Source organism: Pantoea sp. X-Soil-MYKO-1785 (genome assembly GCF_059730675.1).
The window spans coordinates 34,237-60,089 of sequence record NZ_AP036002.1 but is presented as its reverse complement, the minus strand read 5'-3'; the positions used below and the strand labels follow the sequence as shown (position 1 = coordinate 60,089).

The following is a 25,853-nucleotide window of genomic DNA, read 5'->3' as shown; positions in this document are numbered from 1 at the left end:
GCTAAGACTGTTTTTTGTACAATGTGGTGTCGACTGTGCGTAATGAGCGGTATTTTCCGGATCCCAGCTTAAAATTATTACGCCAGACGTAATCTCCACTCAGATTGATATGTTCCCAGCCCAGGGGAGAAAGATGAGATACCAGTTGCTCATTTATCGGGATACCTTTTCGTTTTAGTGACTCAATAGCTCTTTCTATATATACCGTGTTCCACAACGTGATCGCCGCTGTCAGTAACGTCAGCCCGCTGGCGCGGTAACTCTGATTCTCCAGCCCACGATCCCTTATTTCACCCAGACGGTGCATAAAGACCGCTCGCGCAAGGGCATTACGGGCCTCACCCTTATTCAGCCCCGCCTGTACGCGTCGGCGCAGACCGGGATCACGGAACCAGTCCAGCATAAATAGTGTCCGCTCAATGCGGCCAATCTCTCTCAGCGCTTTGGCAAGTCCATTCTGTTTTGGGTAACTGGCTAACTTTTTCATCATCAGCGATGCGGTGACTGTCCCCTGCTTAATCGAGGTTGCCAGGCGCAATACCTCATCCCAGTGTGCCTCAATGTCTTTGATATTCAGGCTGGTTGTTGATATGACGGACTGAAGCCCCGGATAGCGTTCGGCCTTTCCATGAATAAACAGCCGCTTGTCATGAAGATCCCGGATCCTCGGCGCAAAAGCGAATCCCAGCAGGTGCATCAGGGCGAAAACATGTTCAGTGAAGCCTGCGGTATCGGTGTAATGCTCGGTAATTTCCAGATCGCTTTCATGGTACAGCAGGCCATCAAGCACGTGGGTTGAGTCGCGCACCCGGCTGATCACTTTGGCATAGAACGGGCTGTATTGGTCTGAGATATGCGTATAAATCTGCACGCCCGGCTCCTGACCATATTTAAGATTGACCTGACCGGCATAACGTCCGTGACTGCCTACCCGAAAGTTCTGCCCGTCTGACGATGATGTTGTCCCGTCGCCCCAGAATGCGGCCAGAGGCCGCGCTTTCTGAGCGTTGACCAGCTCGGCCAGTGCCGCTGAATAAGTTTCATCTCTGATGTACCATGCCTGAATACCTTCGAGTGACGATTTTGTTGCCCCCGGGCAGGACTCCGCCATTTTTGTCAGCCCCAGATTGATGCCGTCGGCCAGAATGGTGGTCAGCAACAGTCTTCCGTCTTTTGGTCTGACGTAATTATTTTTGAGGTGCGCGAAGTGACGCGTAAACCCCGTCCAGCTGTCCACTTCTTCCAGTATCTCTGTAATTTTCGGATGAGGAAGCATGCCATAAACCAAATCGGCAAAGGGCGAAACACCCGAAGGGACGCTGTTCTCCAGCGGAGTGATTTTTACTCCTTTATCTGAAATATCAACATCGGGCAAATCACCGGCAAGCGCCATCGCGTTAACTTCTTCCAGACGCGATGCAAGAAGCGTCATACGGGCCTGAAGATATGCCTGGCAATCGGTCTGAACGGCCAACTGTAACTGGTCATTGTGGCGGGATTTCTCAAACTCAGCAGTCGGGATGAGATAATCATCAAAATTTCTGTAGCGGCGCGATCCTTTTACCCAGATATCACCGGAACGTAGCGCCCCCTTGAGTTCATTCATTACGCAAAACTCGTAGTACTTGCGGTCGATTCCTGAAGGCGTGAGTACCAGTTTTCGCCAGCTTTCAGGGATAAATCCTGTTGGCGCCGATAGCGGCACTTTACGAAGTTGTTTACGGTACATTTCCCTGATGGTGTCCAGCGCATCGCTGAGCGTCTGCGCCGCAGGTGTCGCCATGAACTGCAATGCTGACAGCATACGCGGGGCGTATTTACGCAGCGTACTGTATTTTTCGGTGATCAGGTGAAGCGGGTCGAAATTGCCCTTACGGGACAGAAACCGCGTTTCTTCCACGCTGTTGATGAATTCCTGCCAGGGAAGGACATCTTCTATTGCAGTCCAGGGATCTTCCCCGGATTCTCTGGCGTTAAGTAACGCCTGCCCGACGGTAACGTACTGCTTCAGCTTGCTCTGAATAAGCTTTCCCGTTTGCTGGAGCCGTTCGGCCTGCGTGCGTTTTGCCCTGCTGAACAGACTACCCAAGATACGCTCGTGCAGATCAATCACTTCGTCAGTCAGAGTGGCCCTGGCCTCTATTATTATACAAACCAGCGTAGCGTAACGTCTGACATCGGTGAATTTTGCCAGGTCCCTGCTGCTCATTTTCCGGCCCTCACGCGCCAGTTTAAGCAACCTGTTCTGGTGAACGGAAAGCGCAATACCATCAGGCAACCCCAGCGCAGCGATGGAATTAAGCCGGTCGATATGTTGCAGCACATTTTTACCGTTTATTTTACCCGGAGGCTGTAGCAGCCATGCCAGACGGGAAGGTTGTTCACCCTCTGATATGAGCAGGCTGTCGAGTGCTGATTTATGCTGCTTTTCCAGTTGCGCGGTAAGTGTCGAAAATACCGATCTGTTAGCGAGCGTGACGACTTCGGCAAGCGTCCGTTCGATCACTTCAACAGAAGGGAAAATAACATTATTGTTATGTAGCCAGCTGAGCATTTCTTCCGCCAGCATAAATCCTTTGTCAGTTCGCATGGCATCGGGGTGCAGATGACGGATACAGTCTTTTTGCATTGACCGGCTGAACGGGGATATTTCCAGGTAGCGATAAAGTTCGGTCAGATGTTCCCAGCGGGTTTGCTCTCTGGATGCATATTCCGGCCATAAATCAGGCTGAAGTTTCAGTCGGGAAGCAACCCTGGTTACAACGCCATTGTGAGGAGCACTGCTTTTGTCCGGAATAAATCCGGGTCCACGCAGATAACAGAGTAATACAGCAAAGCCCAGGCGATTCGCTGGCCGTCGGTGCTTATTAATGAGCGCAATATCCGGTTCGTTCAGAAAACACATTCGGGTCAGAATAATTTCATCATCTGGTATAACCAGTAAGCGTTCCTGCTCTTCACTGCTCAGTATCTGTCGCCGTGGCATAAATGCTTCCCTCGCGTATAGTTTTCATCTGTTATTTGTTCGCTATGACCGAAACCGGTCGGTTTCGGACACCATTATGTAAATATGTCCGAAAGTAAGTGAAATATATTTCGTACAGGCTATATAATTCGGACATCCATTTCGTACGGAAAGTTTCCTATGTCACGTGTTTTTGCTTATTGCCGGGTATCCACTCTGGAACAGACCACTGAGAATCAGCGACGGGAAATTCAGGCTGCGGGTTTTGATGTCAGACCCCAGCGATTCGTAGAAGAACATATAAGTGGTTCGGTTGCTGGATGTGAGCGACCAGGGTTTCTCCGCCTGCTTGACCGCATGGAAAATGGTGATGTATTGATCGTCACCAAACTTGATCGCCTTGGTCGTAATGCGATGGATATCCGAAAAACAGTAGAGCAGCTGGCAACTTCCGATATCCGAGTCCATTGTCTGGCGCTTGGAGGCGTGGATTGGCACTGTTGCAAAGTTAGCGATGAGGCAGCCTTTTGTCTTATTCAAAGGCCTTACATTTCAAAAACTCTGCTTACCAGGCGCATTTCGCCCAGGGGATCACCATAATAAAATGCTGAGGCCTGGCCTTTGCGTAGTGCACGCATCACCTCAATACCTTTGATGGTGGCGTAAGCCGTCTTCATGGATTTAAATCCCAGCGTGGCGTCGATTATCCGTTTCAGTTTGCCATGATCGCATTCAATCACGTTGTTCCGGTACTTAATCTGTCGGTGTTCAACGTCAGACGGGCACCGGCCTTCGCGTTTGAGCAGAGCAAGCGCGCGACCATAGGCGGGCGCTTTATCCGTGTTGATGAATCGCGGGATCTGCCACTTCTTCACGTTGTTGAGGATTTTACCCAGAAACCGGTATGCAGCTTTGCTGTTACGACGGGAGGAGAGATAAAAATCGACAGTGCGGCCCCGGCTGTCGACGGCCCGGTACAGATACGCCCAGCGGCCATTGACCTTCACGTAGGTTTCATCCATGTGCCACGGGCAAAGATCGGAAGGGTTACGCCAGTACCAGCGCAGCCGTTTTTCCATTTCAGGCGCATAACGCTGAACCCAGCGGTAAATCGTGGAGTGATCGACATTCACTCCGCGTTCAGCCAGCATCTCCTGCAGCTCACGGTAACTGATGCCGTATTTGCAGTACCAGCGTACGGCCCACAGAATGATGTCACGCTGAAAATGCCGGCCTTTGAATGGGTTCATGTGCAGCTCCATCAGCAAAAGGGGATGATAAGTTTATCACCACCGACTATTTGCAACAGTGCCCTTAAAACAGTTACGGATTGCGATTGCTCGGTTTTTAATTGTTAAATAAAAATTCTAAAAGCAATAAAAAACCATCTTAAAAGATGGTTTTTTATTGCTTTTCAGCTTAGTTATTCAGAAGTATTGCTGACTTCGACACAAAAATTTTGCTCACTTCTATCAACTTTTCCACTCAAACTCAGCAAAAGATTTATCTTGCTTTAACGTATTTTCGACCGCTTGTGCCAGTTGTTTAATCACGCTTTGCATTTCTATTCTTGAAAACCAATCCTGCTCTTCTTCAGGATGTGAAGAAATTTCACACATCAATAGGCCATTTTCAGACTTTTTTCGACAAGTGACAGATAAAGGTAATGGATGATTTTCCACACTTACCGACAATTGCTTTGAATCTGTGCAGATATTTTGAGTCTTAAAGCCATACTGTTCAAGTTGCTGTGCCAAAAGATCCGCCACATAAGCTTGAGTCGTATCACAATCATTGGACTGTGGTGAAGCAGGATTATGCTTTTCACAATGTGCGGTAAATTGTAGTTTTCTCATTTGCTGATCCAAGTTCATTTTTATTGTATGGTTTTAGAATAAGCAATAAAAACAAAACAACCAAGCAAAAGCTTGGTTGTTGTCAAACAAATAACAAATATCAGACCAATTATTCACTCACTTGAATAGTAAGCCCTGCTTGATTGGTCAGTTCAGTAAAGGTTGGGAAACTGGTTGCAACCGTTTCTGTTCCTACAATTTTAATTGCACCTGAAGTACGTAAACCCGCCATACTAAAACTCATGGCAATACGATGATCATGATGTGATTCAATTTCACCACCAGTGAAAATTGCAGACCAGTCACCCGCTTTGCCCTGACCTTCAATAACAATGCCATCATCCGTCGGTGTGCAGTCAATTCCCATCGTTTTTAAACCATCTGCCATCACTTGAATTCGATCAGACTCTTTGACTCGAAGCTCCGCAGCTCCTGTTAAAATGGTTTGACCCTCAGCACATGCTGCTGCAATAAAAAGCGCAGGAAACTCATCAATCGCCAAAGGAACTTGATCTTCAGGCATATGAATACCCTTTAAAGTACGTGTGCCTTTAATGCGAATATCTGCAATCGGCTCTCCGCCTGCAATCCGTTCGTTCTCTACAGTTAAGTCTGCACCCATTTGTTTCAAAATTTCAATTACACCTGTACGTGTTGGATTAATACCAACAGCTTCTAAGGTAATATCTGAACCTTCAGTAATTGCAGCACCGACCATAAAGAAAGCCGCTGAAGAAATATCTGATGGAACCTGAATGTCAGTCCCAATCAGCTTTCCACCGCCTTGTAATGAAATACGATTGCCTTCAGTTTTTACATCATAACCAAAAGCACGTAGCATACGTTCAGAGTGGTCACGCGTAGGTTCAGGCTCAGTAATTGAAGTTTCACCCTTTGCCCATAGACCTGCCAATAAAATACCTGATTTCACCTGTGCAGAAGCCATAGGCAAATCATAATGAATGCCTTGTAAATGTTGACCACCCATCATAGACACAGGTGGTGTACCACGTTCGCCCGTGGTTTGAATTTGCGCACCCATTGCACGCAAAGGTTGAGCAATTCGTTCCATTGGACGTTTAGACAACGATGCATCACCCGTCATCACCGAATCAAACTTTTGTGCAGACAACATACCTGAAAGTAAACGCATTGAGGTTCCAGAGTTCCCCATATACAAAGCACTAGCAGGGGCTTTTAAACCGTGCATGCCCACCCCATGAATGGTGACTTCACCATTTTTAGGTCCCTCGATACTGACACCCATATCTCGAAAAGCCTGTAAAGTCGCCAAAGCATCTTCACCCTCCAAGAAACCGGTAACACGCGTTGTACCTTCCGCAATTGCGCCAAACATGATGGAGCGATGTGACACTGATTTATCACCGGGTACCGTAAATTTACCTTGGAAAGTTTTCGCACCGGGTAAAATAGTAAATTGTTGTGTCACTTTATTTTTCTCCATCAAAGGTTTATTGGCAAGCATATGATTAAAATGTTGTCGTGCGGCTTGCGCATGTCCCAACACGCCCATTAAAGCTTGTGAGTTTTCATCTTCAATTAATTGACGTAACGTTGCGAGCTGTTTTTCAAAGCCACGGATAGGAAATTCAACCGCATGAGGCCAAGTATGGCACGACGGATAGGAAATTCAACCGCATGAGGCCAAGTATGGCACGAGTTTTGGGCCTCGAAACACGTTCGGCCAAGGAAGGTTGAGCGCTCGCTTGCCGCTCAATGGCAAGAGCTTGGGAGGCAGTATGCATTTGGGCCTGGCGCGCGCGCAGCTGCTTCCCCGCAGCGATGGATACCGCCGCTTCACTGGGTCACCAATTGACGCGCTGGTCTACCTCGTCGGGTTGAGCTGCCAGATCCCAATCCGGCTCGCCTTGCGCACCATCATCCACCGGCGCGTCGCAGCCCTCCCACAGCGGTGGCCCGCGTGCCGGGGTGATGTGCGGGGGGGCAGACTCCACCCCGATGTGGTTCAGGATGTGGCGGATTTCGGCGCTGTGGGTGATGAAGGCAATGATGCGCATCTGCCCACCGCACATGGGGCACAGCAGCGGAAATGCCTCGTAGATGCGGGCAATCAGCACCGCCCACAAGTAATGCGCCGCTCGCTTCGGGCGTGCTTCAGGTTCGGGTGTGGGTGTGGCCGCGTTGCCCGGCGCCGCCACCCCAGGTACGCCCGCGCCAGGTTGTGCAGTCTCCACCGTGGCTGGTTGCGACGCAGCAGGCTGAGCCAGCGCCGTTACCGCCGCTCTCAGCGGCGAGTTTGGTGCCAGCACACCAAAGTAGCGGTGCCGGTGGGTGCGTGGCGGTGGCACCAGCGCGGCGATGCGGTCGATCAGTTCCAGCGGTGTGAGGTGCAGCTCATCAACCTTGGCACCGCGCTTGTCGCTGGTGGGTTCGCTGCGCTGCTTGCCGCAGCGGTACACCAGTTTGCTTCCCTCTTTGCGTAGGCGCTCCATGGAAAACGGTGGACGCGCGCAATAGCGCAGCAGCCGCTCCAGCGCAGCGCGGTCGTGGGCTTCGATGCACACCCCCGCATCCACCGAGAAGCCGCTGTGTTTGTAGCCCAGCATGTCTTTGGCGTCACAGTTCTCCAGCAGGCCCCGAGCAACGAAGGCGCGCAGGATGCGTTTTTGCAGTGTGGTCTGCACTGGGGCCACGGTAGCCGCATCGATGCCGGTGGCCGCGTGAAAGATGACACCCGGCGATGAGATTCGAGGGGTCGCATCAGCATCGCCCTCGCCCTCCACTTCCTCAAACACCCCGTCCACCACACAAACGTGGAAGTGGACGTGTTCATTGAGGCTGGAGCCGAATCGGTGAATGAAGGCGATGGCACCGATGTGCAGGCCTGCCTTGTCCATATGGGCCGCACCGGGGCTGTGGGTCTGCAGAGTTTGTGCGATCACCCGCAGAAAGATGCGCAGCACCATGCTCAGCACCGCTCCGTCGCGCTGCATGAAGTAACGAAGCCGCTTGGGAACCGACAGCACCCACTGGCGCACCGGCAGGCGGGGGAATACGTGATCGTTCAGGTGCGCTGCTGTCTCCACCATGCGCCGGGTGGTGCACGAGGGGCAGACTCCCCGGCCTTTGCAGGAGAAAGCGACGAAGTAGTCGTGCCCACAGTCGCCGCAGCGAGCGCGGGCAAAGCCATGGGCAAAGATGCCGCACTCAAGATACTTGGCAAACGCTTTGCGCACGAAGGGCTTGGGGGTGTGGTGGTCGCCCTGGCCGTCGAACTGACCCGCGCTGGCCAACTCTAGCCAGGTCTCGTAGTGCTCGGCTACCGTTTGGTAGAGCAGCGTGCGTTCGGGGTGGCGTGGGTTGTAGAGCTTGGGCTTGGAAGTGGCTGACATGAATACTGTACAAATGCACAGTATTCTGCGGCGATTGTTTGGGTACGCAAAGCACAAGGCCCGAACCGTCGCCAGTTCGGGCCTTGGCAGGGTAGCTTGGCTGCGGACTTACTTGCGCGCAGGCGGCACATCCGTGCAGCTGCCATGCGCCACTTCCGCCGCCATGCCAATGGATTCGCCAAGGGTTGGATGCGGGTGGATGGTCTTGCCGATGTCCACTGCGTCGGCACCCATCTCGATAGCCAGCGCGATCTCTCCGATCATGTCGCCCGCGTGGGTGCCGACCATGCCACCGCCCAAGATCTTGCCGTGGCCCCGGCCAGCATGGCCGTCTCCTGATCCTGCTTCGGGGCTGTCGTCGAACAGCAGCTTGGTGAAGCCTTCGTCGCGCCCGTTGGCAATGGCACGGCCGGAGGCGGCCCAGGGGAACAGGCCTTTCTTGACCTTGACGCCCTGGGCCTTGGCCTGGTCTTCGGTGAGCCCCACCCAGGCCACTTCGGGGTCGGTGTAGGCCACGCTGGGGATGACGCGGGCGTTGAAGGCGGCAGCGGCCAGTTCCTTGTTGCCTTGCAGTTCACCGGCGATGACTTCGGCTGCCACATGCGCCTCGTGCACCGCCTTGTGCGCCAGCATGGGCTGGCCCACGATGTCGCCGATGGCGAAGATGTGCGGCACATTGGTGCGCATCTGGATGTCCACGTTGGACTCTCAACTTATTTAAATATCGGGATATTGTCTATTCGCCAATGTATCCAAGCATTATTTCGTGAACAGCAAGGTCATTTTCATATTGATCATGAGGGTCAACAAATTTGGCTGGATGAACTTTTGTGGCGTGAGTTCTATCAACATATTTTGTTTGACTTTCCTCAAGTTTCTAAACACTTACCGTTCAAAGAAAACACATTAAAGCTTGCTTGGATTGAAGATTCAACAGCTTTAAACGCTTGGCAAATGGGTCAAACGGGTATTCCTATTGTAGACGCAGGCATACGCCAGATGCTTTCGACTGGCTGGATGCATAATCGTGTTCGCATGATTGTAGCGATGTTTCTGTCTAAAAATCTTTTAATAGACTGGAGGCTAGGCGAACAATGGTTTATGCAACATTTAATTGATGGAGATTTGGCTGCCAATAATGGTGGCTGGCAATGGTGCGCCTCCACAGGTACGGATTCAGTGCCCTATTTTCGTATTTTCAATCCAGTGAGTCAGTCACAAAAATTTGATCCACAAGGTGATTATATCCGCACTTGGGTACCTGAATTGGCACATTTAGATGCAAAGAGTATTCATGATCCCTATGCACGAAATCCTGATCTCAAGCTCAATTATCCCAAACCCATGGTCGATTTAAAACAAAGCCGACTGCGTGCACTAGAAGCATTTAAGGGACTTTAAGCAAGGTCTTTAAGCCTATTTCGTTAAAGCATTCACGAGATTTAATTTAGCTTGTTGTTCTAATTTTTCATGTAAAAAGCAAGTACGGTATAAGGGTTGTTGCTGATAGAAAGAAGCCAGTACTTGCTGACGTTTTTTTCTATAAATATCTGGTTCAACCCATTGATACTCTTGCCAGATCTGATGTTGATATTGTTCAAAACGCTCAACAGAACTGGCCAAAATAGCCAAATCAATATCCAGTAAATATTGTAAATCCGTTTCAAATGTAGGTAGATGTTGCTCCGTTGCTTCAATCCAGCGAAACACTTTTTTGAGCTGACTTGAAGTCAAAATATCGGCACAATAATCACTCATGAGTTGTGCACTCTGCTTTTCATTATGACAAGCTTGTAGTTGGTAAACCACGTCATGAAACCAGATTGAAATTTCCACGGCGAGAGGATCATTTAACTGAGCTTTGATCTGATGAAATAGAGTCAGACATTCTACAATATGCTGTATGCTATGATAGTACCGATGCGGCTCTGTATAAGCCGCCTCAAGCCTCTGATAAACCTTTAAACTTAAGCCATCGGACCATTGATGAGCGATAGCCAGCAGACTCCAATATTGCTTAAACTGTTGAAAATCTGTCTGCATTGGACTCTGCCTTTTTGATTATATTGCTTAGGCTATTCGCTCATTGCGTTTAAACACCAGTTCGCCTTTTAAGGAACTGGCCGCATCAAAAGAATAACCATCAATATCAAATGATTTCAATTCATCAACCTTCTCAATTTTATTTTCAATCATATAGCGTGCCATCAGGCCACGTGCTTTTTTAGCATAAAAACTAATGACTTTGTATTGACCATTTTTTTGATCCAAAAACACAGGCTTAATAATCTCAGCCTTCAAATGAGTTGAGATCACAGCTTTATAATATTCATCCGAAGCAAGATTTAACAACAGATTAGAATTGGTTTCTTCCAAATCTTGATGAATTAAATCTGTGATATGACTGCCCCAAAACTCATATAGGTTATGCCCACGGGCATTTTTTAATTTGATTCCCATCTCTAAACGATAAGGCATCATTAAATCGAGTGGACGCAATAAACCATACAATCCAGACAGCATACGCAAATGTTGTTGAGCAAACTCAATATCCGTATCTTTAAGATGATAGGCATCTAGACCAGTATACACATCCCCTTTAAAAGCAAAGATTGCCTGACGTGCATTTGAAAAATTGAGCTCTGATTGCCAATCATTGAAGCGTTCGACATTCAGTTTGGCAATTTTTTCACTAATGTGCATTAAACTGGATAAATCTGAGACAGATAACTTACGACTTATGTCTATAAGTTCTTGTGAATGTTCCAACAATCTTGGTAATGTAAAAAGATCCATGGGTAAAGCAGATTCATAATCTAACGTTTTTGCAGGAGAAATTAAGGCGAGCATGGACAACCTGATCAAAAAATAATTAAACAGACTATAACAGCAGCGTTATTTTATTTCCAATTTGTGTTTTTACTGAGCATTATCGGTAAAATAGCCTATTCTCCTGTTATTAGTCGGTTGTCATATGTCCGAGCAAATTTTCATTCAAGGACCTGCTGGAAAAATTGAAGTATTTGTAGATTATCCACAGGGTGAAGTGAAAGGATTCGCGGTTGTATCTCATCCTCATCCATTACAAGGCGGTACGCCCCAACATAAAGTTCCTACACTTTTGGCACAAATGTTTATGGAGCGTGGTTGTATTGTGTATCGCCCCAGTTTTCGTGGTTCTGGCCAAAGTGAAGGTCTTCATGATGAAGGTTTTGGTGAAACTGACGATACTCTAGAAGTCATTAAACAAGTTCGCTCTAAGCATATTGGTCTGCCTTTTTATGTCGGTGGTTTCAGCTTTGGCGCTCATGTTATGGCAAAAAGCTACCATGCCCTGCCAGATGAAATTAAGCCAGTACAAGTCATTTTATGTGGTTTGCCCACTGCAACTGTTGCTGGTTTACGTCACTATGTTACCCCTGAAATTAAAGGTGATATTTTGTTCATTCATGGTGAAGGTGATGAAGTGACTTTATTATCTGACCTGATTGTTTGGGCAAAACCACAACGTCATCTGATTACTGTTTTACCTGGTGCGAATCATTTCTTTACAGGTTACTTAAAACGGCACTGTTGCAAAGTTAGCGATGAGGCAGCCTTTTGTCTTATTCAAAGGCCTTACATTTCAAAAACTCTGCTTACCAGGCGCATTTCGCCCAGGGGATCACCATAATAAAATGCTGAGGCCTGGCCTTTGCGTAGTGCACGCATCACCTCAATACCTTTGATGGTGGCGTAAGCCGTCTTCATGGATTTAAATCCCAGCGTGGCGTCGATTATCCGTTTCAGTTTGCCATGATCGCATTCAATCACGTTGTTCCGGTACTTAATCTGTCGGTGTTCAACGTCAGACGGGCACCGGCCTTCGCGTTTGAGCAGAGCAAGCGCGCGACCATAGGCGGGCGCTTTATCCGTGTTGATGAATCGCGGGATCTGCCACTTCTTCACGTTGTTGAGGATTTTACCCAGAAACCGGTATGCAGCTTTGCTGTTACGACGGGAGGAGAGATAAAAATCGACAGTGCGGCCCCGGCTGTCGACGGCCCGGTACAGATACGCCCAGCGGCCATTGACCTTCACGTAGGTTTCATCCATGTGCCACGGGCAAAGATCGGAAGGGTTACGCCAGTACCAGCGCAGCCGTTTTTCCATTTCAGGCGCATAACGCTGAACCCAGCGGTAAATCGTGGAGTGATCGACATTCACTCCGCGTTCAGCCAGCATCTCCTGCAGCTCACGGTAACTGATGCCGTATTTGCAGTACCAGCGTACGGCCCACAGAATGATGTCACGCTGAAAATGCCGGCCTTTGAATGGGTTCATGTGCAGCTCCATCAGCAAAAGGGGATGATAAGTTTATCACCACCGACTATTTGCAACAGTGCCGCCCGGATAGTATCAACCTTGCAAAAGAGTCTCCTTCGGAAACCTGGGTTCTCAAAAATCAGGGTGAAGGCGGGGGGCATTGTCTGTTTGGTGCGGATATCCTGACAAAACTGACGGAACTCACTCCACAACAATATCAGTCCTGGTCGCTGATGCGCCGTTTACACCCTCAGCCCCGAGCTATGCCCACCTTGATTGTGCGTAAAGGGGAGTTGCATAAGGTGAATGATTTGATAAGCGAACTTGGAATGTTCTCCGTGCAGACAGATAACAATCCCTCCAGTGCTGAGCACAGTTTTGCTGGATATCTAATTCGTAGCAAATCAGCTGAATCGACAGAGGGAGGGGTCCATAGTGGACAAGGTGTTTTAGACTCGCTGGTATACAGCGATTAGTCCCTTTCAAGGGGGCTGAAATCTGGTTATATGAAAGCATGCGGTAAGTGGTGTTTTAGCCCCAGTGGAGATGATGCTGTTTCTAGACTGAGTCGTAGTAAGCTAATAATAGTATTATAAATGAAGCCATGAGGGTATTTACAGGGCATATCTTATTAAGGGAACAACAGCAAAAACTGCTGCTATAAGAGGCTGCACCCAAAGTTCTTCAAGGTTCACATCATCGCTGCTGGGTCGATGCTGTTTCAGTTACGGGTCAATTTTCAATACCATTAGCTGTTCCTGTGACTACGGTCATTACGCGCTGTCGACATCAATTTGTACAGCAAACAGTCTTAGCGTGGGATATTTTCCGTTTTCCAAGCGGACCCCAAGAACGTAGCAGCAAACACCGCGAAGATGGCCAGCCGCGCCCCACAGGACATAAAGGGTGCAATCAGTACCGTCAGCAGGCGTTCACGCGGCGTATCCAGCGTGCGGGCGCCCATCACTGAAGGCACATTGCAGCCAAATCCGACGATTAACGGCACAAAGGATTTACCGGGTAAACCCAGCGATTGCATCAGGCGATCCATGACAAAGGCGGCTCGCGCCATGTAACCGGAATCCTCCAGAAACGCGAGGAAAAGGAACATCAGCCCAATCTGGGGGATAATCGGCAGCACGGTATTGATGCCCGACCCTATCCCCTGCGCCAGGAAGACGGTCAGCCAAGCCGGAAAATGACAGACGTAGCCCAGCCATTGTGCACCATGGATAAATATCGCCACCGAACTGCTGTCAAACAGCGGCTGTAACGCGGCACCGATATTAATCGACAATACAAACATCACGTACATCACCGCCAGAAATATCGGAATACCCAGCCAGCGGTTCAGCACGATGTTATCGATCCGGCTGGTCAGACTGCCAGGCGCAGCGTGGTGAATATTACTGACGGCGGCGCACAGTGCGTGGATCGCACGATAGCGGTAATCGGCAATCAGCACCCCGGTATCACCACCGGCCTGTTGAACGATCTCCGGCAGTTGAGGTACCAGCGTTGGGCAGAGCTGCTGGCTGTTGATATCGCCTTCCAGTAACTGTAATGCCAGCCAGTAGCGTTTTTGCGGCGTTATCGACGCGGGCATCAGCGTGCAGAGCTGAGTAATCGCGGCTTCCACATTTTCCGGATAGCGCACCCGCTCTGGCGCGGTATAACGGTGCGGCTGGTCAATCAGTGTCTTGAGTTGTGCAATGCCTTCGCCGCGGGTTGAGGTCAGAGAGACGACCGGACAGCCCAGCCGTGCTGACAGAGCTTCAACATCAATAGCGATATTCTGGCTGGCAGCAATATCCTGCATGTTGAGGGCTACAATGCAGGGCACACCGAGTTCGAGTAGCTGAAACGTCAGGAACAAATTGCTTTCAAGGTTCGACGCATCGACCACGTTAATCACTAAATCGGCGTGATCGTTATACAGATACTGACAGGCGATACTCTCATCGATTGAGCTTTCCGCTGAGAGCGTGGTAAGAGAACGAGTGCCAGGCAAATCGATTAACCGCACATCGGACTGAGCGGTAAAAAATTGTCCTTCTTTGCGCTCGACGGTTACGCCAGCCCAGTTTCCTACCCGCTGGCGGGCACCCGTCAGCTGATTAAATAAGGTGGTTTTACCGGTATTAGGATTACCGATCAGCCCAATGGTTATGTTTTTCATGAGACCATTTCCTCAAGAACAATGGCGTCAAGGTCACGCTGACGTACCGCCAGACTGACCCGGCGGGTACGGATTTGCACCGGATCGCCCATTGGCGCGACGCGGATGATCTCAATCACCGCACCCGGCAGCATTCCCATGGTGAGCAATTTCTGACGCCATGCGGGGTTCACCGCGGGCTGATAGCCGAGGATTCGATAGGTACTGTGCATGTTCATCGACATATAACCATCTGTTTGTGGTAAGAAGCAGTGATTATATAAATGATAAGCATTCCGGAATTTGATCTAAGATCAGGCGAAGCGGATTAATGTCAGGAAACGTCAACGCTGGTTCAGAAAACGGCAGATTCACCTCGTAATCTCAGCGTTTTACTGGCAGGCTGTGAAACGGAGGCCGGCGACGGGTGCTGGCTGACAGGCAAAACTATCTCCTGCCAGACATAACGGACTGACCGCTACACTCTACGTACCCTAAGCCCGACGCCCCGGTGAGCTGATTTTATGGCGCGTGCGACATGAAATCGGTGATTTCCGGGGGCTTGCGGTTGGCTGCCGGTCAGGCAGATAACCGTTAGCGGCTTAGTTACATCATTCAATACAGCGAATAAACATATCGGGCCTGCGGCCCGGCGGGGCGCCTCGTCAGGAGGTTATTCCGGGCGCATGTTTGAAGTTTGCACTCTACAACGATCAGAACGACGTCATACTCTCACATCGCAGCGGACTCTGTATGGAGGGGCTCCGCGATAAAATCGGGCTGTGCCAATAAACAGGGCACTACAGGATGATGTAACTAATTGCAGTAAAAGCTTCATCTGTCACTGGTCTCTTTTGGCAAAATACCCGGCAAACGCACCCTCGCTCTTCAGCAGGCCCCTCACCGCCAGGCCTGCTTCTGCTATGCCGCATAACTTATTAAATTCAGCGGCTTATTTCTGCGTCAGCCAGAAACCATCTTCCTCTCTTTCAATCGACATCTCGCTGCCCTGCTTAACCAGATTAACCAGGCGAAAAAACTCATCGCCTGAAATATTCCAGCTAAGCCGGATGCGCGCCCGACTGCCCTGCTCCAGCAACGTTGCGGCTTGCGTAAATGAAGTGGCGCTGATGACTGCCTGATCCGAACTGTTCATACCTGTCCTTAACCGTTAGCAGCAGATAAACGCTGTCCCGGGTGCTAAAGGGCGATTTCCCGATGCTGACCGGCCCGATGAACACTCTCAGTCGGGCCCCTGACGCTATACCGCAGCTGACGAGTTACCTCTGCCAGCCAGCATAGTCGGCTACATCGCCGGTTAAATTTATCGCCGAGCGATTTCGGGGATTAACCGAAGCGTTAAACCCGCGCTATTTTATGCAGCCGGACCTCGGATTGATGCTGGCAGAAATCTTAAAACCCGGTTTTTAATGTAACCGGTTCGGTTATTTAGCGTGATGGCCCCGATAGCCGATCCGCACAAAGCTAAGCTGTGATGGCGTAATAGTCTGAACCTTCGAAAAGAAAATGCCTGCTCTGCTGAACTGCTCCAGAAAAAAATGGCCGTAATATATTTATCTGCCGGACGGATTTAACCGCACCCGCGCAGCCACACTTACACCGCCATTACCGGCTGGACGAATCGTTCACGCTGCGCTATTTCGCTGTGGCGCTGTTTAAAACCTGGCCTGTTTATGCTGATGCGCTTGCCCGCGCCGGGATTATTCCGATGACGCTTTATCCCGGATTAACGCTTTCCCGAACCGCAGCGAATAGCCTGCGCTATTCACGGTTGCTCTGACAACGTCAGCCGTCAACACGCCTTTTTCCGGCAGCTTATTTACCAACGGATGCGCCAGCATAAATATGAGGGTGAACGTGGATTTTTGCCGGCAAGTAAAGGGCGACATCGATCAACCATGATCTGAATCATGACAGATTATTTAAAACTCACTCAGGTCATGGTGTTAACCATCGGTTTAATAAACGAGGGTGAAAATGCAGCGTCCCGACAATACCGCGTGTCATTAACAGACTGTATCAGGAAGTAAAAATGAAACTCTCAGCAACAGCTAAAAAAACGTTATTTCCCCTTGCCCTGCTCACTACGGTGATGCTGGTTGCAGGATGTTCAGGCAATTACGTCATCTCGACCCGCGACGGGCATATGATTTCCACCCACGGCAAGCCTGCCAAAGATAAAGAAACCGGCCTGATCTCATACAAAGATACCGACGGTAATACGCATCAACTGCAGCAGCAGGATGTAAAAGAGATTGTTGAAAAATAGAGATTTATTGACTTAAAACGAGACTGCGAAGCAGCCATTGTTACACCAGGGATTACTGAAATGAAAACAACTGTGATTGGCATCAGCCTGCTGCTGTGTGCTTCGTCATCGGCTATGGCCATCGGCCTGAGCGCAGAGCAGGGTAAAAACTTTACTGCCCTCGACGCAGAAATCGGGCGTTCTTCAGGCGGACTTTATCTGGATAGCCAGTGGGTTAAAAACACCGACGACGGCGTGCAGATTGGGCAAGCGGGCACCGGCTATAGCCTGGAAGCAGGCCCGGTGATGCTGTCAGCGGGCGTCAAAGCCACCTATATCGGCGGTAAAAAAGGCGATAACGGCGTCGCCTTCCCGGTCGGTGCCGGTGTAAGGCTGAATCTGCCGGCTAATTTTGCCCTCTACGGTGAGGGATATTCGGCTCCCGAATCCTTCGCTAACAGCGTTAAAAATTTCGTTGAGGCCGATGGCGGAATCAGCTGGACACCGATGATGCCACTGACGCTGAAAGCGGGTTATCGCTATGCGGGTGTGGATGGCAAAGATGGACGTCCCGGTCATACGCTGATTGACGGTCCCTTCATTGGGGGTGGCCTGACCTTCTGATCGGTAAATGTTGTTCCCTCTATCCCTTGTCTGCTGGCCGGTAAGCTGAGCGTGCTGCCGGCCTGATTGCAGATCGAATTCGCTGAGAAAACGATGATGAAACCGTTATTACTGCTGATTTTTACGTTCTCTTTGAGCGGGTGCGTAGAGTATAAATGGGTCAAACCCGAGGCTTCAGAACAGCAGGAAATCAGGGCGGAGACCGCCTGTCAGGCTCAGGCATTACGCGATTTACCGCCTGATAATGTGGTCAGCGGTAAATACACCTCTAAAGACAGCAAGTACAAAACCACCGACACCGATTACTCAACCAGCGACGCAAATGAAGCGCAGCGGGAGATCCTGGTGAAGGACTGTATGTTCAAAAAAGGCTGGCAGCAGATTAAAGTTCAGCAGTAAAAAACCGGCGCGGTTTGATTCAGATAGTCAAACCGCGCCTGATGATGTTCTTCTCCCACCCTCGCTTTGAAACTGAATAATTTAGCGGTCATCACTGTCTGGACGTCCGACGGCGTGCTGACGCCGCGCTCGCCGGCAGCGTTCGGAGCAATATTTCACCTCATCCCAGCACTTTTCCCATTTCTTACGCCACGTCATCGGCTTATTGCAGGTTTCGCAATAACGGACCGGCAGTGATTTCTTATTGCCTTTGAATGTCATCAGGGGTGCCTCATCAGAGAGTGCTGAAGAAAAGCCTGTATCAGAGTATCCGCCTGTGCAGATGCGGGCAGGACAGATCAGGCTCTGCTGCTCCGCCGGCGCATTCTGCTTCCGTACTAACGTGGCCTTTTCGCTGGGGACACGCGCAGTGTTGCGCTTTATAACATGCTCTGCGCGAAGCCGATCCTTAAAAGCCGCATCTTCGCCTGACAGGCCCCTGAGCGGCGGGGCTAATTTTTTCGGCTTGAGATTTTAATAACCTGTGACAACACCCTGTCGCGCCATAATGGCAAGGCCACTTTGCACCACGAAAAGCATTATGCTGCCTGTTTTTATCCCTCTCAGCCTGTTTATCACCTCCCGGGTCGGGTTAACTTCGGATAAAGTCCGGCGAATTAGCCGCATTGCTGGCGGCTTATCGGCTTTAACGGCTGACAGGTGAAACCGGTTTAGTGCCTGTAACGCAATAATGTTAGCGCAGACTGTCAATAATCACCTTATAGCGGCTTATCACACCTATATAAAGCATGCTTAAAAACCGACCCGGGAGTTATTATTACACTGATTAACCAGTTTCAGGTGCGCCGCAACCTGCCTGTGTTTTTCTTAAGCCGGAATAACTGATTTTCATCGCCACGCTGCTTCTCCGCCATCTCTCAGGCTAACAGCACCCGTAGCAGAGTATGGCAGTAGCACCGGTTGTTTTTATCCGATGCACATCCTTAAAAAAATAGTTGAATCATAAAGATAAGTTAATTTTTATCCATGAGAAGTCAGGTTAAGATAAATTTAACCGTTACCCGATGCGATACTTCAGCACGTCATAATCACACTTAACAACGCCGCGTGACGTGTTTTCACCTGACTTAATATGCCGCTGATTTTAACTGCCTGCAGAGAGATATCCGGCACGGCGCCAGTGGATAAAATGCTAAAAAATGGTGACCTGAGCAGGAATAATCGCCGAGGCGGCTGATTTATCTCATGGATAGAACAGGCGATGCTTTTGTCATTTTGAGCGACCTTAACGCCAGGTTTAAGTTCTTTTACCTTTGCGGTGTTATTGCACGTTAATTACAGTTTCAACTGCCTTAAAAAACGATTAATATGTCAGAGTTGAACTATTGGTTCAGTATTGAGATTCTTCGAAGGCAAGCATTTTTAAAAAAGCAGGTCTGACGAAAAGCATCAGCGTGAACCCGCTCTGTATTTTATTATCTGAACATGACTATGGTGACTTTGATGAGTGACACTCTCAGCAGCTTGAATAATATCCGTACGCTTCGCGCAAACGCTCGCGAACTTGATCTTGCTGCCCTGGAAGAAATGCTGGAAAAACTTTCTGTTGTTGTTAGTGAGCGTCGTGAAGAAGCGCAGGCTTCTGAAGCCGCTAATCGTGAGAAAGCGGAGAAACTGGCTAAATATCGCGAATTACTGCTGCAGGAAGGTATCGATCCTAACGAACTGTTAAATGGTATGCAGTCAGCGCCGGTTGAGAAGAAAAAGCGTGCGCCTCGCCCTGCCAAATATCAGTACACTGACGAAAACGGTGAAGTTAAGCAGTGGACCGGTCAGGGACGTACACCTTCAGCAATTAAATCTGCGATTGAAAATGGTAAATCACTGGATGATTTTCTGATCTGATTGCAGTGCATCACTTGCAGTAAATCCGCCCGATATCTGCCGGGCGGATTTATCGTCACTCGCCAGTGACGCGGTAACATCCAGCAGCCATTATTCTGCCGGGCGTAAGATTAGGATGGTAGCTCCACACAAGTCTGATTACGCTGTAAGGCAAACCGTCATCCCTCGCCGAATTCACACCCTCTTTCCCGACTACGCCTTGCCTTTCACTGTCAGCCAACAGGCCACAGCGGCGAGCGAACGTGCACGCCGGTTAATCGACCCGTTGCAAGGAAGCGTTACGCGCCATGATAATTTCCAGGCCGATTTGCTGACCATACGATAGTTCAAGCGTATTGCCGTCTGGATCGGCGAAGAAAGCCCAGTAACCCACCGGCTCGCCAGACTGCTGCGCGGGCCGACGTAGTACGCCTTCGCGCTGCGCCAGCGCAACTTTGGCATCAATTTCCTCGCGACAGGCACAGGCGACGCCAATATGACCAAAAGGCCCCAGCGGCGTATCCTCTGGATGCGCGGACTGAACCAATACCAGCGCAAATGGCCGGGTTAAATCAGACAGCCATGCTACTTTTTGCGCTTCTGCAATGCCCGGCTCGCGATGATGAATAACCTGCATTCCGGCATAACGCTGGTAAAAATCCACGCTTTTTTCCAGATCGCGGACCTGCAGAGCGAGATGGCTGAATCCCGTATCGTTTGACATAGTCACTCCCTGAAGTGGTTGAGAAACTACCCTGCCACAGCGGGGGGAGCGCAAGTGATCAACAGTGCTTAACCGCCCGGATTTTCACCTTCTGCACGATTGCGCCCTTCCCGCTTGGCCCGGTACAGGGCTTCATCTGCCCGTTCAATCAGATCTGACACTCCCTGCTGCCCGCCGTTGCCGTGCTGAATTGCGCAGCCAGCGCTGAGCGTAACCCGTTTTGCCGCAAGTCCGCTGGTGAGATGCGGAATATTCAGCCGGTAAACTGCCTCAACAATCTCGCTGGCAAGTTTTAATGTCTCTTCTGGGGTGTAGCGCGGCAGAATAAGCGCAAACTCTTCGCCGCCATAACGGGCCGGCAGATCATTTTTACGCAGCGCAACGTTTTTCAGAATCGACGCCACCGCTTTCAGGCATTCATCACCCGCCACGTGGCCATAGGTATCGTTGTAATGTTTGAAATAGTCGATATCGATCAGAATCAGAGAGACCGGCCAGCCCTGTACTCTGGCCTGTTGCAGATTTTCATACAGCCTGCGATCAAAGTAGCGGCGGTTGGCTACCCCGGTTAAGCCATCGCTATTTGCCAGACTCTGCAGAGAGAGGTTCGCCGCCGTCAGCTCATCACGCAGCCGGGTCAGTTCCCGCTGATAGCGCAGCGTATGTCGCGCCTGGCGCAGCAGAAAAACGCTGAGCGAAAGAATCACCGCCAGCAGTGCGAGGCTCAGCATGACATCCTGCACCCGGCCTTTAATCCAGCGGGTAAACAGCGCGGATTTGTCGTAACCGGCGGCCACTATCAGCGGATAGCGTTCCGAGCGCGCAAAGCCGAAGATCCGTGTTTCACCATCAAGCGCCGCCTTCCACTGCCCGCTGCCCCGATCGGCATCGGCCAGCATTTTGCGGAACAGATGGCTTGAGGAGAGGTTTTTGCCAATATACCGCTCCGGCAGCGGCCGGGCATAAAGCACCGTGCTGTCTGCCAGCATCAGGACCAGCACATCGCGCGCGCCCAGCTCATAATAGCTGTAGAAGCGGCGAAAGTAGTCCACCTTAATGGTGGCGAGCAGGACGCCATTAAAACCGTTGGCCCCATCATTGACGCGCAGTGACACCGGTATCACTAACTCCCCGGTGGTGCGGCTGCGGACCACCGGGCCGACATGCACGCTGTTACGCAGGCTGGCGCGGTGATAACTGAAGTACTCCCGATCGGAATTGTTGATTCCGATCGGCGTCCTGCTCATCGAGGTAGCGATCCAGCGACCCTGAGCATCGTAATAGAACAATCCGTGCAGCTGCGGCAGGCGATTCTGCAACATCCGCATAGTCTGACTCAGCGCCTCCCCGTCAACACGATCGGTCGCTATCTGCGTTTGCAGTTCGCGCTGTACCTCGCGCAGCGACAGTTCCGTCTGCAGAAAGGTGTCTTCTGCCTGACGCGCCTGCGACAATGACAGATTGACCGCCATCTCTTCAGCCTGGTTAACGGCTTCGCGCCAGTCCTCACGCAGCGTCCACAGATTGATACCGATGACCGCCACGGTGAGTAGCAAGCCTGACAACGTGATGCTTTTAAGTAGCGGCGATATCTTTGGTGCGGCTGCCGCATTTTTCCTGCGAAACGTCATGCCCATCCCTATTCAAACTCTTTCACTGAGTTAAGCACAGTTAACGGAGGGCAAAAGTACAAATATCGCTGTTGCGTTGTTTTTCATCCTTCATTGTTACGCGCGCATTCTGAACCGTTGTGTATTAAGTCGCCTGCCCTTGTTCCGCCCGCCCTGAATTCAGACCCGAATCGGCTACAACCCTTCAAAAATCAGCGGGATGAATGTTATCCTTACCGCTTACAGTGAATGTGAGCTGTAAATTAATGTGAGTACTGAAGGACCTTTTTTTATGAGTGAAAACCTGAGCAGCCTGAATAATATCCGCACCCTGCGCGCCCAGGCGCGCAATGTCACGTTAGACGTGCTGGACGAGATGGTGCAGAAATTAGAGACCGTGGTCAGAGAGTGCCGTGAAGCAGAGGAAGCCCGTGCGGCTGAAGCGCGCGAGAAAGCGGAGAAACTGGCGATGTACCGTGAACTGCTAAAGGAAGACGGTATCGACCCGACTGAACTGTTAGCGGGTCTCTCCCCGGCCACCCGCAGCGGTAAAAAGCGCACAAAGCGCCCGGCAAAATATCAGTATCGTGATGAAAATGGCGAGCTGAAATACTGGACCGGTCAGGGTCGCACGCCAACACCGATTAAAACTGCCCTCGAAAACGGCCAGTCAATGGATGATTTTTTGCTTTAATCCTGGCTGATTCCGTTCCGGAAAATTTAGCCGCACCGGCACGCTGAATTTTCCGGCACGTGTTGATTATCCGCCGCTGATTTTGTGGCGCGCATCTGGCAATGACTGCAGGCTCTCTGCGGGGGTTACCGACACCGGCCCACGGAAAGTTCGTCGCCATTCGCTGGGGGCGACGCCAAATCGATGTTTGAACCGCTGACGAAAAGAGATCGGCGAGCTGAACCCCACTTTTTCGGCCACGCTCTCAATACTGATGTCGGTGGTTTCCAGCAGCTCCTGACTGCGTTGCAGTCGCTCCGCCGTCAGCCAGTCCCCCAGCGTCATCCCGGTCGCCTTAAAAAAATGGCGCGTCAGCGTTCGCCGGCTCATGCCCGCTGAACGCGCCAGTGAATCCAGATCGTGTGGCTGATGCAGGTTGCGCCGCAGCGACTCCAGCAGCATATTAATTTTGCCATCCCGGGTATTTTCCGGCACCGGCCGCTCAATAAACTGCGCCTGTCCCCCTTCACGGTACGGCGGCACCACCATTCTTCTGGCCACCCGATTGGCCACGGCGCTACCGTAGTGCTGACGGATGATATCCAGGCAACAGTCGATGCCCGCAGCGGTTCCGGCCGAGGTAATCAGGCGATCGTCGCGGGTATAAAGCGCATTACTGTCGAGATGAACCTGCGGAAAGCGCTGGCTGAAGTCACGTTCGAATTCCCAGTGAGTCGCGGCGCGGTGCTGATCGAGCAGGCCAGCATAGGCCAGCACGTAGGTACCCAGACAAAGGCCGACCACTTCCGCGCCGCGCTGCCAGGCAGCGGCCAGCTTATCCAGCAGCCGCTGATCGGGCTTTTCAGCCGGATTATGCCAGTACGGCAGAATGATAATATCCGCCGTATCCAGCTGTTCAAGTCCCTGTTCCACATTAATCGACAGGCCGATCTCCGACAGAACCGTACCGGGCTTTTCAGCGCAGATCGTGACGCAGAAAAGATCCGGCTGCGGCATCGCTGATCCAAACAGGATGCAGGGAACCGAAAAGTGGAACGGACTGAATCCGGTCGTCGCTATCACTGCAACATTCAACGCAGCCATCTCGCCCCCTTAGTCGTCAGCCCCCTGCTGGCGAGCAGGGATCAGTGCTCTGTCCCGGCGTACCGGTCAGAACGTTATGGTTTCACCGTCCTGCGGGATAAGCACTTTATCGGTTATCCCCTGCTGATCGGTGTAAGCCCGCAGTTCGGCACGGGTCAGCAGGCAATGGTTGATCGCTTCCATGTGCGACGCAACCAGCGTTGCTTCAGGCACGATCTCCAGCGTGTGTAGTGTATCCTCTTTACCCATAATTATCGGGCCATAGAGATCGTTGGTTGCATTACCCATATTCAGCACCACCACGTCCGGCTGAAAACGTTGCAGACTCCTCACATAGGGTTTAACCCAGACGGTATCGCCGGCAACGTAGAGCGTTTTTTCCGACGGATGGGTAAACACCAGCCCACAGGCATCGCCCAGCAGATCGGCCATCACTTTGTCAGCATACAGCGCATTGCTGCCATGCTGGCCGTCAGTTTTATAGATCGTCAGGCCTTCGACAAACGCATTTGCTTCCTGCAGCACCTGAACATTGAGGAAACCCTGAGAGCGGATCAGGTCAGCATCGCTGTGATTCTGGGTATAAATCATCATCGTTTTGGGCACCTGCTGCTGTGCGGCTTCATCCCAGTGATCGGTATGGGTGTGGGTAAGAATCACCGCATCGACATCCAGCAGCTGCGAAACCGGCATCGGCAGTTCCACCATCGGATTTCTCAGGTGCGGACGGGCGTTGCCGACAAAGCCCGGCCAGGCTTCTTTTTCAGCCAGCATCGGGTCAATCAGGAATTTCTTGCCGGCATAGTGCAGCACCAGCGTGGCGTTACGGACTTGGGTCAGTTGCATAATCAGGCTCCGGTCAGTTTTCAGTCGGATGCAGCCAGCGTCGGCGACGTCGTTGCTGCGATAGTGTGACTTTACCCGGTTGCGAACGCTGGCGTGACAGGCTCAATGGACAGTGATCGATGAAATCAGGCCAACCTGTCAGCTCAGGCAAATCCCCTGTCGCGTTCGGCAACATTCGCGCGCGTTGGGGGATGACAATCTCGTCCTGTCGCGGCTAAGCTGGATGGCGCGAAGATAAACTGATCGGCTGAGGCATTGTGATTCTCCGTGCCGGTCAGAGTGTTGACATGCGTGCTGATGAGAGTGCCGGCGAGCTGAAGCCGGACAGCAAAACCTGACCGCTTTAGCGGCTCAATCTGATCCTTGCAGGAGCAGGCGATGGCTGAACGATGGAAACTGCACTGGCTTGAAGCGTCAGGCGACTTACAGGATTATCAAACGGAAATTACCCGCCAGACAGATGCTGCCTGGCGGATCCTGTCAGCGGTTATGCCGCCACCGCGCCTTGATATTCTGGTTCAGTGCGCGCCGGCGGCGGTGATCCCGGAAACCGGCACCGGCGGCTACGCCTATAGTGCAACGCTCTTTGGTCTGACACTCGATCCGACTCATCCCGATCTGGCGCAGACACTCAGCAGCGGTTCGCTGATGCGCACCATCCTGCACGAAGTGCATCACTGTTTGCGCATGGCTGGCCCGGGATATGGCTGGACACCAGGGGACGCGCTGGTGAGTGAAGGGCTGGCAGGACAGTTTGTCTGCTGGCTGCTGGATTCGCCGCCCGAACGGTGGGAGCGGGCAGTTGAACGTCAGTGGCTGCTGGATAATCCGGTCAGGCTGGCGGCGCTGAATAGCCGTCCTTACGATCACACTGCCTGGTTCTTTGGCAGCGGAACCTGTCCCCGCTGGTACGGTTACACCCTGGGTTATCAACTGGTCGCCGCGTGGCGCGATCCGCTTCCGGCCTTAACGCCGGAAAAATGGCTTAACGTGACGGCGGAAGAAGTGATCGCCGCCGGGCTGAGCTGCGGGCTGATCACTCGCTGAAAGCAAAAAAAATGC

20 protein-coding genes and 7 pseudogenes are annotated in these 25,853 nt (G+C 51.2%); 10 read left to right on the top strand and 17 right to left on the bottom strand.

What is annotated here, in order from left to right; genetic code table 11:
• Position 1: 1 nt before the first annotated feature.
• A complete protein-coding gene (locus AC6I8D_RS23475; protein WP_497821083.1) occupies positions 2-2,986 on the bottom strand; it encodes a Tn3 family transposase in 2,985 nt (994 codons plus the stop codon).
• A 159-nt stretch (positions 2,987-3,145) separates the two neighbouring features.
• Here AC6I8D_RS23475 and AC6I8D_RS23470 point away from each other — a divergent pair.
• Positions 3,146-3,457 (top strand): annotated as a pseudogene (locus AC6I8D_RS23470) (recombinase family protein); the annotation flags it as partial.
• 53 nt (positions 3,458-3,510) lie between these two features.
• Here AC6I8D_RS23470 and AC6I8D_RS23465 read toward each other — a convergent pair.
• From AC6I8D_RS23465 to AC6I8D_RS23445, 5 genes and pseudogenes are all read right to left on the bottom strand, one after another.
• Positions 3,511-4,215 carry an IS6-like element IS26 family transposase gene (locus tag AC6I8D_RS23465; protein ID WP_001067848.1) on the bottom strand — a complete coding sequence of 235 codons (705 nt, stop codon included), beginning with the start codon at positions 4,213-4,215 and terminating at the stop codon, positions 3,511-3,513.
• Between the two features lie 222 nt (positions 4,216-4,437).
• The gene (locus AC6I8D_RS23460) at positions 4,438-4,821 is read right to left on the bottom strand and encodes a hypothetical protein (protein ID WP_148570043.1); all 384 of its coding nucleotides are present in this window, start codon (positions 4,819-4,821) and stop codon (positions 4,438-4,440) included.
• Between the two features lie 109 nt (positions 4,822-4,930).
• Positions 4,931-6,424 (bottom strand): annotated as a pseudogene (gene aroA / locus AC6I8D_RS23455) (3-phosphoshikimate 1-carboxyvinyltransferase); the annotation flags it as partial.
• 223 nt (positions 6,425-6,647) lie between these two features.
• Positions 6,648-8,195 (bottom strand): IS91-like element ISCR8/ISPps1 family transposase, encoded by a 1,548-nt coding sequence (locus tag AC6I8D_RS23450; RefSeq protein WP_076205821.1) that lies wholly within the window; start codon positions 8,193-8,195, stop codon positions 6,648-6,650.
• A gap of 108 nt (positions 8,196-8,303) precedes the next feature.
• A pseudogene (locus AC6I8D_RS23445) lies at positions 8,304-8,897 on the bottom strand (oxidoreductase dimerization domain-containing protein); the annotation flags it as partial.
• A gap of 3 nt (positions 8,898-8,900) precedes the next feature.
• Between AC6I8D_RS23445 and AC6I8D_RS23440 the strand changes: the two are divergent.
• Positions 8,901-9,596, top strand: a pseudogene (locus AC6I8D_RS23440) (cryptochrome/photolyase family protein); the annotation flags it as partial.
• 15 nt (positions 9,597-9,611) lie between these two features.
• On the opposite strand, the gene AC6I8D_RS23435 reads toward AC6I8D_RS23440, so the two are convergent.
• Together AC6I8D_RS23435 and yaaA are read right to left on the bottom strand one after the other, a co-directional pair.
• Positions 9,612-10,238 (bottom strand): HD domain-containing protein, encoded by a 627-nt coding sequence (locus AC6I8D_RS23435; RefSeq protein ID WP_148570042.1) that lies wholly within the window; start codon positions 10,236-10,238, stop codon positions 9,612-9,614.
• Between the two features lie 27 nt (positions 10,239-10,265).
• Entirely contained in the window at positions 10,266-11,045 is a 780-nt protein-coding gene (yaaA, locus tag AC6I8D_RS23430) for a peroxide stress protein YaaA (protein ID WP_092720585.1), read from the bottom strand.
• 124 nt (positions 11,046-11,169) lie between these two features.
• On the opposite strand from yaaA, the pseudogene AC6I8D_RS23425 reads away from it, so the two are divergent.
• Positions 11,170-11,763 (top strand): annotated as a pseudogene (locus AC6I8D_RS23425) (alpha/beta hydrolase); the annotation flags it as partial.
• A gap of 50 nt (positions 11,764-11,813) precedes the next feature.
• Here AC6I8D_RS23425 and AC6I8D_RS23420 read toward each other — a convergent pair.
• A complete protein-coding gene (locus tag AC6I8D_RS23420) occupies positions 11,814-12,518 on the bottom strand; it encodes an IS6-like element IS26 family transposase (protein ID WP_001067848.1) in 705 nt (234 codons plus the stop codon).
• A 65-nt stretch (positions 12,519-12,583) separates the two neighbouring features.
• Here AC6I8D_RS23420 and AC6I8D_RS23415 point away from each other — a divergent pair.
• A pseudogene (locus AC6I8D_RS23415) lies at positions 12,584-12,976 on the top strand (glutathione synthase); the annotation flags it as partial.
• Positions 12,977-13,341: 365 nt separating this feature from the next.
• Here the strand turns inward: AC6I8D_RS23415 and feoB are convergent.
• The 3 genes and pseudogenes from feoB to AC6I8D_RS23400 all read right to left on the bottom strand — a co-directional run.
• Positions 13,342-14,679: pseudogene (gene feoB, locus AC6I8D_RS23410) on the bottom strand (Fe(2+) transporter permease subunit FeoB); the annotation flags it as partial.
• Entirely contained in the window at positions 14,676-14,903 is a 228-nt protein-coding gene (gene feoA, locus AC6I8D_RS23405) for a ferrous iron transporter A (protein ID WP_046289418.1), read from the bottom strand. The pseudogene feoB and the gene feoA, both read right to left, overlap by 4 nt.
• 707 nt (positions 14,904-15,610) lie before the next feature.
• Positions 15,611-15,814, bottom strand: coding sequence for a hypothetical protein (locus AC6I8D_RS23400; protein ID WP_312056683.1), 204 nt, complete (start codon positions 15,812-15,814; stop codon positions 15,611-15,613).
• Between the two features lie 897 nt (positions 15,815-16,711).
• On the opposite strand from AC6I8D_RS23400, the gene AC6I8D_RS23395 reads away from it, so the two are divergent.
• The 3 genes from AC6I8D_RS23395 to AC6I8D_RS23385 all read left to right on the top strand — a co-directional run bounded on the left by AC6I8D_RS23395 (position 16,712) and on the right by AC6I8D_RS23385 (position 17,950).
• On the top strand, positions 16,712-16,948 hold the full coding sequence (locus AC6I8D_RS23395; protein ID WP_312056681.1) for a YgdI/YgdR family lipoprotein: 237 nt from the start codon (positions 16,712-16,714) through the stop codon (positions 16,946-16,948).
• 60 nt (positions 16,949-17,008) lie between these two features.
• Complete coding sequence (locus AC6I8D_RS23390; protein WP_312056680.1) at positions 17,009-17,551, top strand: YfaZ family outer membrane protein; 543 nt, start codon at positions 17,009-17,011, stop codon at positions 17,549-17,551.
• A gap of 93 nt (positions 17,552-17,644) precedes the next feature.
• Positions 17,645-17,950, top strand: coding sequence for a hypothetical protein (locus tag AC6I8D_RS23385; RefSeq protein WP_409456009.1), 306 nt, complete (start codon positions 17,645-17,647; stop codon positions 17,948-17,950).
• Between the two features lie 81 nt (positions 17,951-18,031).
• Here AC6I8D_RS23385 and AC6I8D_RS23380 read toward each other — a convergent pair whose 3' ends face one another.
• Positions 18,032-18,214, bottom strand: a complete 183-nt coding sequence (locus AC6I8D_RS23380; RefSeq protein WP_312056715.1) for a DUF2256 domain-containing protein — start codon at positions 18,212-18,214, stop codon at positions 18,032-18,034.
• Positions 18,215-19,453: 1,239 nt separating this feature from the next.
• Between AC6I8D_RS23380 and AC6I8D_RS23375 the strand changes: the two genes are divergently transcribed.
• Positions 19,454-19,855 carry an H-NS family histone-like protein gene (locus AC6I8D_RS23375; RefSeq protein WP_312056552.1) on the top strand — a complete coding sequence of 134 codons (402 nt, stop codon included), beginning with the start codon at positions 19,454-19,456 and terminating at the stop codon, positions 19,853-19,855.
• 253 nt (positions 19,856-20,108) lie between these two features.
• On the opposite strand, the gene AC6I8D_RS23370 is transcribed toward AC6I8D_RS23375, so the two are convergent.
• Together AC6I8D_RS23370 and AC6I8D_RS23365 are read right to left on the bottom strand one after the other, a co-directional pair.
• Positions 20,109-20,558, bottom strand: a complete 450-nt coding sequence (locus AC6I8D_RS23370; RefSeq protein WP_497821082.1) for a VOC family protein — start codon at positions 20,556-20,558, stop codon at positions 20,109-20,111.
• Between the two features lie 68 nt (positions 20,559-20,626).
• Positions 20,627-22,189: a GGDEF domain-containing protein gene (locus tag AC6I8D_RS23365; RefSeq protein WP_497821081.1), complete on the bottom strand. Its 1,563-nt coding sequence runs from the start codon at positions 22,187-22,189 to the stop codon at positions 20,627-20,629.
• A 271-nt stretch (positions 22,190-22,460) separates the two neighbouring features.
• Here AC6I8D_RS23365 and AC6I8D_RS23360 point away from each other — a divergent pair, with 271 nt between their 5' ends.
• A complete protein-coding gene (locus tag AC6I8D_RS23360) occupies positions 22,461-22,862 on the top strand; it encodes an H-NS family histone-like protein (RefSeq protein WP_312056556.1) in 402 nt (133 codons plus the stop codon).
• A 66-nt stretch (positions 22,863-22,928) separates the two neighbouring features.
• Here AC6I8D_RS23360 and AC6I8D_RS23355 read toward each other — a convergent pair whose 3' ends face one another.
• Positions 22,929-23,945 carry a GlxA family transcriptional regulator gene (locus AC6I8D_RS23355; protein WP_497821080.1) on the bottom strand — a complete coding sequence of 339 codons (1,017 nt, stop codon included), beginning with the start codon at positions 23,943-23,945 and terminating at the stop codon, positions 22,929-22,931.
• Positions 23,946-24,011: 66 nt separating this feature from the next.
• Positions 24,012-24,791 carry an MBL fold metallo-hydrolase gene (locus AC6I8D_RS23350; RefSeq protein WP_312056559.1) on the bottom strand — a complete coding sequence of 260 codons (780 nt, stop codon included), beginning with the start codon at positions 24,789-24,791 and terminating at the stop codon, positions 24,012-24,014.
• 378 nt (positions 24,792-25,169) lie between these two features.
• On the opposite strand from AC6I8D_RS23350, the gene AC6I8D_RS23345 reads away from it, so the two are divergent.
• Positions 25,170-25,838, top strand: coding sequence for a DUF2268 domain-containing putative Zn-dependent protease (locus AC6I8D_RS23345; RefSeq protein ID WP_497821079.1), 669 nt, complete (start codon positions 25,170-25,172; stop codon positions 25,836-25,838).
• The last annotated feature ends 15 nt before the right edge of the window (positions 25,839-25,853 follow it).